This is a genomic window from Streptomyces sp. NPDC041713 (genome assembly GCF_055591085.1).
The window spans coordinates 446,888-460,081 of sequence record NZ_JBVIZY010000005.1 but is presented as its reverse complement, the minus strand read 5'-3'; the positions used below and the strand labels follow the sequence as shown (position 1 = coordinate 460,081).

The window sequence follows — 13,194 nt, the reverse complement described above, 5'->3', positions numbered from 1 at the left end:
GTCCCACCCAGGGGCGCGGGGAACCGCGCAATCACCCCGGCTCCGGTGAGCGACGCGGGGGAGCGTCCAGGTGTCTGACTCAGGGGCGCGGGGAACTGCGCAAACACCCCGGTTCCGGAGGCCGACGCGGGGAAGATCCAGGTGTCCCACCCCAGGGGCGCGGGGAACTGCGCAATCGCCCCGGTTCCGGTGAGCGACGAGGGGAAGGTCCGGGTGGCCCACTCCAGGGGCGCGGGGAACTGCGCGAACGCCCCGGTTCCGGTGAGCGACGCGGGGAACGTCCAGATGGCCCACCCCCAGGGGCGCGGGGAACTGCGCAATCCCCCCGGGTTCCCGAGCCGGACGGGGGGCGGTCCGTCACATGCCGCCCGTCTCCGACATGACCTCGTGGGCCAGCGCCACCAGCGCCCCCGCCGCCGGATGGCGCGCGGAGACATCACGCCAGGCCAGAACCACCGGCAGGGGTGGCGCGTCAAGGAGAGGCCGATAGGCGACCGCAGGGTGCGGGTGCATGCCGGGGGTCGCCGTCGTCGTGACACCCACCGCACGGTCCGCGGCGATCGCGGCCAGCCAGTCGTCGGTATTGGCGACGGTGATCGTGGACGTGGGCCGCGCGTCCACGGGCCACAGCTCCAGCGTGGTCGTGCCGGAGACCGCGTTGAGCGCGATGGTGTGCGGCGCCAGGTCCGCGAGGACCAAGGTCGTACGTTCCGCGAGCGGACCGTCGGCCGGGACCGCCGCCACCCGGTGCTCGACGTGCAGCAGCTCGGTGACCAGCCCCGGCACGTCCACCGGACCACGCAGCAGCGCCACGTCGACCGCGCCGCGGGCCAGCCCGGCGGTGCGGTCGTCGATGCGCAGGAGCTCCAGCGGTACGTCGGGGTGCGCCGCGCGCCAGCGCCGCAGCAGCGGAGTGGTGGCGGGCCCCGCCGCCGCCCACGCGTGCCCGAGCCGCAGCGGCCGCCGCACCGAGCGCCCCGCGTCCAGCGCGTCCTCGAACGCGGCGACGGCGACCGCCGCCCGGTCCCGGAAGGCGTGCCCCGCAGCGGTGAGCGTGAGGTGGTGCGTGGAGCGGTCCACGAGCCGCGTGCCCAGCGCGTCCTCCAGGGCGGCGAGGGTGCGGGACGCGGCGGGCTGGGTGATGCGCAGCCGCGCGGCGGCCCGGGTGACGCTGCCCTCCTCGGCGACGGCGAGGAAGCACCGCAGGTGGCGCAGTTCGACGGGTGGATCAGTCATGTCCGCGGAGCATAACGACAGCGCAATCGGCATTTCACAAGCCGTGCCGGGCGCCGTAGCTTCGATATGTGGACGTGGGTTGCGTACAGCAGTGAACGGGCCCCACAATCCTGTCTTAGTGCACTGTCATGGACGGTGCAGTCCAGGAAACTGAACCCTTGACCCCGGCTCCTCCGGCTCCTCCCGGGAACCCGGGAAGTGCGGACCCGCACACGCACACCAGGAAAGGCTCGCCCGTGAACGTCTCCCGCAGCGACCAGGCAGCACCCGTCGCGGCATCCGCGGAAGCACCCGCGGCAGCCCCTGTGGCGGCGGCGGCCGAGAGCGGGCTGCGCGGCCGGCTGGGTCACCTCGGACCCGTCGGGCTCGTCCTCGCGGGCGGGATCTCCGTCCAGTTCGGCGGCGCCGTCGCCGTGAGCGTGATGCCGAGGGTCGGCGCGATCGGCATCGTCACGCTGCGCCTCGTCTTCGCCGCGCTCGTGCTGCTCGTCGTGTGCCGCCCCAAGGTCCGCGGCCACTCGCGCGCCGACTGGGGCACGGTCGTCGCGTTCGGCGTCGCCATGGCCGGCATGAACGGCCTCTTCTACCAGGCCGTCGCCCGTATCCCCATGGGCCCTGCGGTCACGCTCGAAGTCCTCGGCCCGCTCGCGCTCTCCGTCCTCGCCTCGCGCCGCGCGGTGAACCTGATCTGGGCCGGACTCGCCCTCGGCGGCGTCTTCCTGCTCGGCGGCGGGGGCGGCCTCGACGGTCTGGATCCGGCCGGCATCGCCTACGCCCTCGGCGCGGGCGCGATGTGGGCGACGTACATCCTCTTCAGCGCCCGCACCGGACGCCGCTTCCCGCAGGCCGACGGTCTGGCCCTGGCGATGGCGGTCGCGGCGGTGCTGTTCCTGCCGCTCGGGATCGTCGAGACCGGCTCGCGGCTGGTCCGGCCGGACGCGCTGGCGCTGGGCGCGGCCGTCGCGGTGATGTCGTCCGTGCTGCCGTACACCCTCGAACTCCTCGCGCTGCGGCGGCTGCCCGCGCACACCTTCGCCATCCTGATGAGCCTGGAACCGGCCATCGCGTCCGTCGCCGGGTTCCTCGTCCTGAGCCAGGCCCTGTCCGTCACGGAGGCCCTCGCCATCGCCCTGGTCATCGCGGCGAGCATGGGTGCGGTGCGGACGCAGGTGGGGCGGCGCGGGGCGGAGGTGGCGGGATCGGTGGCCGCAGGGCCTGCGGCGGTGGACGTCGGCGCACACGCGGAGGCCCGCACGGAACCCCTCCCGGAGCCGTCCGAGCGCCTTCCGTAGCGGTCCGAGCCCCTCCCCGAGGGGGCCCGAACCCCTCCCCCGAGCCGTCCGAAAAGTAATGCAAGCACGCTTGATTGTTTCTTCGCGCGCTGCCATGCTCCCAGGCATATCGCCCTGCCCCGAGGGGAGCGTTCCGTGCCCGATGCCCTGTCCGTGCTCGACGACCTGCGCGGCGAGAGCGAGGAACTCGACCGCCTGGTAGCGGAGTTGAGCCGGGAGCGCTGGTCCCTCGCGACCCCCGCGCCCGGCTGGACCGTCGCCCACCAGATCGCGCATCTGGCCTGGACGGACCGGGCGGCCGTGCTCGCCGCCACCGACCCGGACGCCTTCGCCGTGGAGGTCGAGAAGGCGGCGGCCGCCCCCGGCTCGTTCGTGGACGAGGGCGCCGAGGAGGGCGCCGCGCTGCCGCCCGCCGAGCTGCTCGCGCGCTGGCGCGCGGGGCGCGAGGAACTGTCGCGGATCCTGCGTGCGGCGCCCGCCGGCACCCGCCTTCCCTGGTACGGGCCGCCGATGGCCGTGCCGTCCATGGCGAGCGCGCGGCTCATGGAGACCTGGGCGCACGGCCAGGACGTGGCCGACGCGCTCGGCGTGCGGCGGCCCGCGACCGACCGGCTCCGGCACGTGGCGCGGATCGGGGTGCGCACCCGCGACTTCTCCTTCGCGGTACGGGGGCTGAGCGCGCCCGGCGAGGAGTTCCGGGTCGAGCTGACCGCGCCGGAGTCGGGGGAGGTGTGGGCGTACGGGCCCGAGGGCGCCGCCCAGCGGGTGACCGGGCCCGGACTCGACTTCTGCCTGCTCGTGACGCAGCGCGCCCACCGCGCCGACCTCGCCCTGCGGGCGGAGGGGCCGGACGCGGACCGGTGGCTGGACATCGCGCAGGCGTTCGCGGGGCCGGCGGGCGCGGGGCGCGCCCCTGCCCGTACCCCTGAGGGGGACGCCCGGTGACCCCGCCCGCGAGTGCCACCCCGACCCCGACCCCGGGTGTGAACCCGACCCCGACCCCGAGTGCGACCCCGCCCCCGGGTGCGACCCCGCCCCCGGGTGCGACCCCGAGCCCGGGTGCGAGCCCGAGCCCGACCCCGAGTGTGAACCCCAGCCCGGCCCCGACCCCGACCCCACCCCCGCGCCCCGCCCCGCCCCTGCGCATCGGCAACGCATCCGGCTTCTACGGTGACCGGTTCGGCGCCATGCGCGAGATGCTCACCGGTGGCCCGCTCGACGTCCTCACCGGTGACTATCTCGCCGAGCTGACCCTGCTCATCCTCGGCCGCGACCGGCTCAAGGACCCCGCCCGCGGCTACGCCAAGACCTTCCTGCGCCAACTGGAGGAGTGCCTCGGGCTCGCCCGGGAGCGGGGCGTGCGCATCGTCGCCAACGCGGGCGGGCTCAACCCGGCCGGACTCGCCGACGCCGTACGGGAGTTGGCCCGCCGGCTCGGGCTCGGCGAGGTGCGGGTCGCGCACGTCGAGGGCGACGACCTCGGGGCCCGCTTCCCCGGCGCCCTCACCGCCAACGCCTACCTCGGCGGCGCCGGCATCGCCGCCTGCCTGGAGGCCGGGGCCGACGTCGTCGTCACCGGCCGCGTCACCGACGCCGCCCTGGTCACCGGGCCCGCCGCCGCGCACTTCGGGTGGGGCCCGACGGAGTACGACAAGCTCGCGGGCGCCGTCGTCGCCGGGCATGTCCTGGAGTGCGGCGCGCAGGCCACCGGCGGCAACTACGCCTTCTTCGCCGAGCACGAGAAGGGTCTGGACGCCCTGCGCCACCCCGGCTTCCCGCTCGCCGAGATCCACGAGGACGGCTCGTCCGTCATCACCAAGCACGACGGCACCGGCGGCTTCGTCGACGTCGGCACCGTCACCGCGCAGCTCCTCTACGAGACCCAAGGCGCCCGGTACCTCGGCCCGGACGTCACCGCCCGCCTCGACACGGTCGCGCTCACCCAGGACGGACCCGACCGCGTCCGCGTCGACGGCGTGCGCGGCGAGGCGCCGCCCCCCACGCTCAAGGCGGGCCTCAACCGGCTCGGCGGCTTCCGCAACGAGGTCGTCTTCGTCCTCACCGGCCTCGACATCGACGCCAAGGCCGGCCTCGTCCGCGCCCAGCTGGAGGACGCCCTCGACCGCGCCCCGGCCCGCCCCGCCGACGTGCGCTGGGAGCTGGCCCGCACCGACCGCCCCGACGCGCCCACCGAGGAGGGCGCCAGCGCCCTGCTGCGCCTCGTCGTACGGGACGCCGACGCGGACACCGTGGGCCGCACCCTCAGCGGCGCCGCCATCGAGCTGGCCCTCGCCGGCTACCCCGGCTTCCACGTGACGGCGCCGCCCGGGAAGGGCTCCCCGTACGGGGTCTTCGAGGCGGCGTACGTCGAGCGCGCCCGCGTCGACCACGTCGCCGTCCTGCCCGGCGGCAAGCGCGTCGCCGTCCCGCCGGGCGACGACACCCGCGTACCGGAGGACCTCCCGGCACCCCCGCTGCCCGCACCGCTCCCGCCGGGACCCACCCGCCGCGCCCCCCTCGGCCTGGTCGCCGGGGCCCGCAGCGGCGACAAGGGCGGCGACGCCAACGTCGGCGTGTGGGCGCGCACGGACGACGCGTGGCGCTGGCTCGCCCACGAACTGACCGTCGACCGCTTCCGCCAACTCCTTCCGGAAACCGCGGACTTGACCGTCGTACGCCATGACCTGCCGAACCTGCGCGCCCTGAACTTCGTCGTCGAGGGACTGCTCGGCGAGGGCGTCGCCGCCCAGGCCCGCTTCGACCCGCAGGCCAAGGGCCTCGGCGAGTGGCTGCGCGCCCGCCACCTGGACATACCGGAGGTACTGCTGTGACCGTCCTCGCCTCCGCGCTCGACCCCGCGAGCGCCGAGTACGCCGAGCACCGCAGGGCCATGCTGGACCGGCTCGCCGCGCTCGACACCGAGCAGGCCAAGGCGCTCGAAGGGGGCGGCGAGAAGTACGTCCAACGGCACCGCGAACGCGGCAAGTTGCTCGCCCGGGAGCGGATCGAACTGCTCCTCGACCCGGACACGCCCTTCCTCGAACTGTCGCCGCTCGCCGCCTGGGGCAGCGACTACCCCGTCGGCGCCTCCATGGTCACCGGCATCGGCGTCGTCGAGGGCGTCGAGTGCCTGATCACCGCCAACGACCCGACGGTCAGGGGCGGCGCGTCCAACCCCTGGACGCTGAAGAAGGCCTTCCGCGCCCACGAGATCGGGCACGCCAACCGGCTGCCGTCGATCCATCTGGTGGAGTCGGGCGGCGCGGACCTCCCGTCCCAGAAGGAGATCTTCATCCCGGGCGGCGCCCTCTTCAAGCACCTCACGCAGTCCTCCGCGGCCGGGATCCCCACCATCGCCGTCGTCTTCGGCAACTCCACGGCGGGCGGCGCCTACGTCCCCGGCATGAGCGACCACGTCATCATGGTCAAGGAGCGCGCGAAGGTCTTCCTCGGCGGCCCGCCCCTGGTGAAGATGGCGACCGGCGAGGAGAGCGACGACGAGTCGCTCGGCGGCGCCGAGATGCACGCCCGCACCTCGGGTCTCGCCGACCACCTCGCCGAGGACGAGCGCGACGCGCTCAGGCAGGCCAGGCGGGTCGTGAAGCGGCTCAACTGGCGCAAGGCGTACGCCGATCCGGACCCGGCCGCCGTCGAGCCGCCCCGGTACGACGAGGACGAGCTCCTCGGCGTCGTCCCCGACGACCTGAAGAAGCCCTTCGACCCGCGCGAGGTCATCGCCCGCGTCGTCGACGGCTCCGACTTCGACGAGTTCAAGCCGCTGTACGGGAGTTCGCTCGTCACCGGGTGGGCCACCCTGCACGGCTACCCGGTCGGCATCCTCGCCAACGCGCAGGGCGTGCTGTTCAGTGCGGAGTCCCAGAAGGCCGCCCAGTTCATCCAGCTGGCCAATCAGCGCGACATCCCGCTGCTCTTCCTGCACAACACCACCGGCTACATGGTCGGCAAGGAGTACGAGCAGGGCGGCATCATCAAACACGGCGCGATGATGATCAACGCCGTCTCCAACTCGCGGGTGCCGCACCTCAGCGTCCTGATGGGCGCCTCGTACGGCGCCGGGCACTACGGCATGTGCGGGCGCGCCTACGACCCCCGCTTCCTCTTCGCCTGGCCCAGCGCCAAGTCCGCGGTCATGGGCCCGCAGCAGCTCGCGGGCGTCCTGTCGATCGTCGCCCGTGCCTCCGCCGCGGCGAAGGGGCAGCCCTACGACGACGAGGCGGACGCCGGGCTGCGCGCCATGGTCGAGCAGCAGATCGAGTCCGAGTCGCTGCCGATGTTCCTGTCCGGGCGGCTCTACGACGACGGGGTCATCGACCCGCGCGACACCCGCACCGTCCTCGGCCTCTGCCTCTCCGCGATCCACACCGCCCCCTACGAGGGCGCGCGCGGCGGCTTCGGCGTCTTCCGGATGTGAGGAAACCCTTCATGATCAGCTCCATCCTTGTGGCCAACCGCGGCGAGATCGCCTGCCGCGTCTTCCGCACCTGCCGCGAGCTCGGCATCGCCACCGTCGCCGTGCACTCCGACGCCGACACGGACGCCCTGCACGTACGCGAGGCCGACACGGCGGTACGGCTGCCGGGTGCGGCGCCCTCCGACACGTATCTGCGCGGCGACCTCGTCGTGAAGGCCGCGCTCGCCGCGGGCGCGGACGCGATCCACCCCGGCTACGGCTTCCTCTCCGAGAACGCCGGCTTCGCGCGCGCCGTCCTGGACGCGGGCCTGGTCTGGATCGGGCCGCCCCCCGAGGCGATCGAGGCGATGGCGTCCAAGACCCGCGCCAAGGAGCTGATGGGCGTCGCACCGCTCGGCGAGGTCACCGAGGCCGACCTGCCCGTCCTGGTGAAGGCGGCGGCCGGGGGCGGCGGGCGCGGCATGCGCGTCGTACGAGAACTGGCTTCGCTGGACGGCGAGTTGGCGGCCGCGCGGGCCGAGGCGGCGAGCGCCTTCGGCGACGGGGAGGTGTTCGTCGAGCCGTACCTGGCGGCGGGGCGGCACGTCGAGGTGCAGATCATGGCGGACGCGCACGGCACCGTGTGGCCGCTCGGCACCCGCGACTGCTCACTGCAGCGCCGCCACCAGAAGGTCGTCGAGGAGGCCCCGGCACCCGGGCTCGCCCCGGAACTCGTCGCCGACCTGCACGCGCAGGCCGTGCGCGCCGCCCGCGTCACCGACTACCGGGGCGCCGGCACCGTCGAGTTCCTGGTGGCCGACGGGCGGGCGCACTTCCTGGAGATGAACACCCGCCTCCAGGTCGAACACCCCGTCACCGAGGCCGTGTTCGGCATCGACCTCGTGGCCCTGCAGATCCGGATCGCCGAGGGCCACGCCCTGGCGGAGGACCCGCCGGCCGCGCACGGCCACGCCGTCGAGGCCCGCCTCTACGCCGAGGACCCGGCGGCCGGCTGGGCGCCGCAGACCGGCACCCTGCACCGCCTCGACGTGCCCGGCGACGTCCGTCTGGACACCGGCTACACCGCGGGCGACACCATCGGCGTGCACTACGACGCGATGCTCGCCAAAGCCATCGCCCACGCCCCCACCCGCGCCGAGGCCGTGCGGAAACTGGCCGGGGCCCTGGAGCGAGCCGCCGTGCACGGCCCGGTCACCAACCGCGACCTGCTCGTACGCTCCCTGCGCCACCCCGAGTTCACCGCCGCCCGGATGGACACCGGCTTCTACGACCGGCACGCCGCAACCCTCACCGCGCCCGCCCCCGACCCACACGCCCCGCTGGCCGCCGCGCTCGCCGACGCGCACGGCCGCTCCCGCTTCGGCCTCGGCGGCTGGCGCAACCTGCGCTCCCAGCCCCACCTCAAGCGCTACCGCACCGAGCCCGACGGCACCGAGCACGAGGTCCGTTACGACCATACCCGGCAGGGCCCGGCCGCCGACGGCGTGAGCGTCGTGAGCGTGACCGCAGGGCGCGTCGTGCTCGAAGCCGAGGGCGTGCGCCACACGTACACGGTCGCGCGGTACGGCGGCCGCGTGCACGTCACCACCCCCCGGGGCGACACCGCCCTCACCCCGCTGCCCCTGCTGCCCGAACCCGCCGCCCACCGCGCGCCCGGCTCGCTGCTCGCCCCGATGCCCGGCACCGTCGTGCGCGTCGCCGAGGGCGTCACCGAGGGGGCGCCGGTCACGGCCGGGCAGCCCCTCGTCTGGCTGGAGGCCATGAAGATGGAGCACCGCATCTGTGCTCCCGCCTCCGGCACGCTCACCGCCCTGCACGCCGTACCCGGCCGCCAGGTCGAGGTCGGCGCCCTGCTCGCAGTCGTACAAGAGGGAGAGCCGTCATGAGCACCGTCCTCGAAACCGAAGAGCACCAGGCCCTGCGCGCCGCCGTCGCCGCCCTCGGCCGCCGGTACGGCCGCGACTACCTCGCCCGCGTCGCCGCCGACGGCGGCCACCCCGACGAGCTGTGGGCGGACGCCGCCAAGCTCGGCTACCTGGGCGTGAACCTGCCCGAGGAGTACGGGGGAGGGGGCGGCGGGATGGCCGAACTCTCCATCGTGCTCGAAGAGTTGGGCGCGGCCGGCTGCCCCCTGCTCATGATGGTCGTCTCGCCCGCGATCTGCGGCACGGTCATCGCCCGCTTCGGCACCGAGGAGCAGAAGCGGGCCTGGCTGCCCGGTCTCGCCGACGGCTCGCGCACCATGGCCTTCGGGATCACCGAACCCGACGCGGGCTCCAACTCCCACCGCATCACCACCACCGCCCGCCGCGACCCGGACTCCGACTCCGGCGGCTGGCTGCTGAGCGGCCGCAAGGTCTTCATCTCCGGCGTCGACATCGCCGACGCGACGCTCGTCGTCGGCCGCACGTCCGACGCGCGCACCGGCAACCTCAAGCCGTGCCTGTTCATCGTCCCGCGCGACGCCCCGGGCTTCGAGCGGCGGCAGATCGACATGGAACTCCAGGCGGCCGAGAAGCAGTTCGAGCTCGTCCTCGACGACGTACGGCTGCCCGCCGACGCGTTGGTCGGCGACCAGGACGCGGGCCTCCTCCAGCTCTTCGCCGGCCTCAACCCCGAACGCATCATGACGGCCGCGTTCGCGCTCGGCATGGGCCGGTACGCGCTGTCCCGCGCCGTCGAGTACGCCAAGGAACGCAGCGTGTGGAAGGCCCCGATCGGCGCCCACCAGGCCATCGCACACCCGCTGGCCCAGTCACACGTCGAGATCGAACTGGCCCGCCTGATGATGCAGAAGGCCGCCCGCCTCTACGACGAGGGCGACGACATCGGCGCCGGGGAGGCCGCCAACATGGCCAAGCTCGCCGCCGCCGACGCGTGCGTGAAGGCCGTCGACCAGTCCGTGCACACCCTCGGCGGCAACGGCCTCACCAAGGAGTTCGGCCTCGCCTCGCTGATCGTCGCGTCCCGCGTGGCCCGGATCGCCCCCGTCAGCCGGGAGATGATCCTCAACTACGTCTCCCACCAGACGCTGGGCCTGCCCAAGTCCTACTAGCCCGAGGAGCGACCTTCCCATGAGCCTCGTCGTCTCCGCACCGGACCGCGGCGTCACCACCGTCACCCTGGACTTCCCCGATCGCCGCAACGCGCTCTCCGCGGAGCTGGTCGGCGCCCTCGCCCAGGCGCTCGACAGCCTCGGCAAGGACCCCGACGCCCGGGCGGTGCTGCTCACCCACCCCGGCACGACGTTCTGCTCGGGCGCCGACCTGAAGGCGCCGCCGGACCCGCTCGACTTCGTACGGCTGCTGCGTCAACTCGTCGAGCTCCCCAAGCCGGTCCTCGCCCGGGTGGACGGGCACGTACGGGCGGGCGGCCTCGGGCTGCTCGGCGCCTGCGACCTGGCGGTGGCGGGCCCGGCCGCGTCCTTCGCGTTCACCGAGGTGCACATCGGCGTGGCGCCCGCGGTGATCTCGCTGCCCCTGCTGCCCCGCCTCGACCCGAGCGCGGCGTCGCGCTACTACCTCACCGGGGAGCGGTTCGACGCGGCGGAGGCGGCACGGATCGGCCTGATCACGGCGTACGGGCAGGACGTGGACGTGGTCCTCGCGCCGCTGCTCGACGGGGTCAGGGCGGCGGCGCCGGGTGCCCTGGCCGAGACGAAGAAGCTGCTCACGGCTAGGGTGCTCGACGCATTCGACGACCACTCGGACGCTCTGACCGCCCTGTCCGCCCGCCTCTTCGCCTCCGCGGAGGCGCGCGAGGGCATGACGGCGTTCCTCGAACGACGGGAGCGCCCATGGGTGCTGTGACCGCCGCGGACCGGGGCGTTCCGGCCCGCTCGCCCAAGCAGGACCGCAGCCGCGTGACCCGCCAGAAACTCCTGGAGGCCGCGGTGTCCTGCCTCGCCGAACACGGCTGGGCGGGGTCGACGGTCTCGGTGGTCGCCGAGCGGGCGGGTGTCTCGCGGGGCGCGGCGCAGCACCACTTCCCGACGCGGGAGGACCTCTTCACGGCGGCCGTCGAGTACGTCGCCGAGCAACGCTCCACCGCGCTGCGCGCCCTCCCGGCGCAGGACCGCGCCTCGGTGGTCGCGGCCCTGGTCGACCTCTACACGGGCCCGCTGTTCCGCGCGGCGCTGCACCTGTGGGTCGCCGCGTCGAACGAGCCGCAGCTGGGCTCCCGCGTCACGGAACTGGAGTCCCGAGTGGGCCGCGAGACCCACCGCATCGCGGTGGAACTCCTGAACGCGGACGAGTCCCGCCCCGGCACCCGCGAAACGATCCAGGGCCTCCTGGACATGGCGCGCGGCCTGGGCCTGGCGAATCTCCTGACGGATGACGGGGGGAGGCGGGAGCGGGTGGTGGCGCAGTGGACGGTACTGGTGGAGGGGGCGCTGGGTTAGGGGGCGAGGTCTTTTCTTTCCCTCGGCACCTCCGGCGGCCCGGCGCCTTCGATTCGTACCGGGGCCGCCCGGGGTTTTGCGGAGTGTGGCGGCTCCGGACCGGAAGTAAAGGGCGCCCTTCGGGCGTCGGCTCCGCCGATTCCGCTCCGCTCCACCCTTGACTCCCGCCCCTCCACCGCGACGTGACCTTTGACCCGGACGGCCAGGGGTGAGGCGGCGGACGACGCTGGGATGGGTCATCACCTATCGCTGCCGGGTGCGGACCGGCCCATCGTGCGTCGACGCCCCGGTGCGGGCTCGGCCAGCCGCCCGGCATCGCCGCTCGGGCCATCACCTTTCGCTGCCGGGTGCGGCCCGGCTCATCGTGCGCGGGCGCCACTGTGCGCGCTCGGCCAGCCCGGCGGTCTCGCCGCTCGGGTCATCGCCTCGCGCTGCCGGGTGCGGTCCGGCCCATCGTCGGCAGGTGTCACCTTCGAGGCGCTGCCCGGGAACAGGGGGCTGGGCTCTGGGGGTCGGGCACCTACTTTGGGAAAGTTGCGAATGAATATGCCGCACGCCCCCCGTGCCACACCCCAAGCGCCCCCGGAATCGTCCAGTCGGCTGAGGGGGATGGGGCGGATGGGTGCCCTGCGGGAGGTGGGGTTAGTGGGACGGGCGGGATCTGATGCCGCACGAGACCCATGGGACGAATGAGTTCAGTGGGGCCACCAGGCACGGCGGAGAGGCAGAACCCACTCACCGGCCACCCGCCGGACGGCGCGCGGGGCGTGGCAGGGGGGCGCGCGAGGATCCAATTCGCAACTTTCCCAAAGTAGGTAAGCGAGGGGGAGGGACGGGATGGAGACGGGCCTGACGCCAGAGGACGGGCTTACGTCGCCGGGGCGCATCCGATCTGGCGAGGGGGGCGCGGCGTCTCAATTCGCAACTTTGCCGAAGTAGGTGCCCGACCGCGAGAGCCGACGCCCCGACCGGGAAGACGGCATCGGCCCACGATGAACCGGACCGCACCCGGCAGCGCGGACCAAGCACCCGAGCAGCGAAGCCGGCCGGCAGGCCGAGCCCAGCCCCCCCTGGCACCCACCCACGATGATCCGGACCGCACCCGGCCACGCGAGCCGATGCCCCGAGCGTCGAAGCCCCCGCGCTGGCCGAGCGCGCACCGTGGCGCCCGTCCACAAGGGGTCGGTCCGCACTCGGCGTCGAGAGGTGATGGCTCGAGCGTCGAGGCCGCCGGGCTGGCCGAGCGCGCACCGTGGCATCGGCCCACGATGGACCGGACCGCACTTGGCAGCGCGGACCGAGGGCCCGAGCAGTGAAGCCGGGCGGCAGGCCGAGCCCAGCCCGGGGCACCCGCCCACGATGGGCCGGACCGCACCCGGCCACGCGAGCCGATGCCCCGAGCGTCGAGGCCCCCGCGCTGGCCGAGCCCGCACCGTGGCGTCGGCGCACGATGGACCGGTCCGCACCCGGCAGCGAAAGCCGATGACCCAGGCAACGAGGTCGCGCGGCGGGCCCGCACCGTGGCATCAGCTCACGATGGGCCGCTCCCGCACCCGGCCACGCGAGCGGGGATGACCCGACCGGGCGGGTCGTGGGCCGAGCGCGCACCGTGGCCCGTACCCGCGATGGGCCGGTCCGCACCCGGCCATGAAAGCCGATGACCCGGCCAGACCGGCCGTGGGCCGAGCCCGCACCGTGGCGTCGGCCCACGATGGGCCGGGCCGCACCCGGCAGCGAAAGCCGATGAACCATCCCAGCAGAGCCCGCCGCCTCAACCCCTGGCCGTCCGGGTCGAAGGTCAACGTGCGGTGGAGGGGCGGGAGTCAAGGGTG

Annotated in this window: 9 protein-coding genes; 8 read left to right on the top strand and 1 reads right to left on the bottom strand. The window is 74.3% G+C overall.

The features are described 5' to 3' along the window. Window positions 1-357 precede the first annotated feature (357 nt). Window positions 358-1,236 (bottom strand): LysR family transcriptional regulator, encoded by an 879-nt coding sequence (locus ACZ6CV_RS18455; RefSeq protein WP_469251816.1) that lies wholly within the window; start codon window positions 1,234-1,236, stop codon window positions 358-360. A 236-nt stretch (window positions 1,237-1,472) separates the two neighbouring features. Between ACZ6CV_RS18455 and ACZ6CV_RS18450 the strand changes: the two genes are divergently transcribed. The 8 genes from ACZ6CV_RS18450 (at window position 1,473) to ACZ6CV_RS18415 (ending at window position 11,362) form a co-directional block, all read left to right on the top strand. Continuing rightward, window positions 1,473-2,528, top strand: a complete 1,056-nt coding sequence (locus tag ACZ6CV_RS18450; RefSeq protein WP_469251815.1) for an EamA family transporter — start codon at window positions 1,473-1,475, stop codon at window positions 2,526-2,528. A gap of 135 nt (window positions 2,529-2,663) precedes the next feature. Continuing rightward, a complete protein-coding gene (locus ACZ6CV_RS18445) occupies window positions 2,664-3,473 on the top strand; it encodes a TIGR03084 family metal-binding protein (protein ID WP_469251814.1) in 810 nt (269 codons plus the stop codon). A gap of 140 nt (window positions 3,474-3,613) precedes the next feature. After that, window positions 3,614-5,359, top strand: a complete 1,746-nt coding sequence (locus ACZ6CV_RS18440; RefSeq protein WP_469251813.1) for an acyclic terpene utilization AtuA family protein — start codon at window positions 3,614-3,616, stop codon at window positions 5,357-5,359. Then, window positions 5,356-6,960: an acyl-CoA carboxylase subunit beta gene (locus ACZ6CV_RS18435; RefSeq protein WP_469251812.1), complete on the top strand. Its 1,605-nt coding sequence runs from the start codon at window positions 5,356-5,358 to the stop codon at window positions 6,958-6,960. The genes ACZ6CV_RS18440 and ACZ6CV_RS18435 overlap by 4 nt, the downstream gene beginning before the upstream one ends. Before the next feature lie 11 nt (window positions 6,961-6,971). Next, on the top strand, window positions 6,972-8,846 hold the full coding sequence (locus ACZ6CV_RS18430; RefSeq protein WP_469251811.1) for an acetyl/propionyl/methylcrotonyl-CoA carboxylase subunit alpha: 1,875 nt from the start codon (window positions 6,972-6,974) through the stop codon (window positions 8,844-8,846). Continuing rightward, window positions 8,843-10,015, top strand: coding sequence for an acyl-CoA dehydrogenase family protein (locus ACZ6CV_RS18425; RefSeq protein ID WP_469251810.1), 1,173 nt, complete (start codon window positions 8,843-8,845; stop codon window positions 10,013-10,015). The genes ACZ6CV_RS18430 and ACZ6CV_RS18425 overlap by 4 nt, the downstream gene beginning before the upstream one ends. Before the next feature lie 19 nt (window positions 10,016-10,034). Next, a complete protein-coding gene (locus ACZ6CV_RS18420) occupies window positions 10,035-10,769 on the top strand; it encodes an enoyl-CoA hydratase family protein (protein ID WP_469251809.1) in 735 nt (244 codons plus the stop codon). Further along, on the top strand, window positions 10,757-11,362 hold the full coding sequence (locus ACZ6CV_RS18415; protein WP_469251808.1) for a TetR/AcrR family transcriptional regulator: 606 nt from the start codon (window positions 10,757-10,759) through the stop codon (window positions 11,360-11,362). The genes ACZ6CV_RS18420 and ACZ6CV_RS18415 overlap by 13 nt, the downstream gene beginning before the upstream one ends. Window positions 11,363-13,194 lie beyond the last annotated feature (1,832 nt).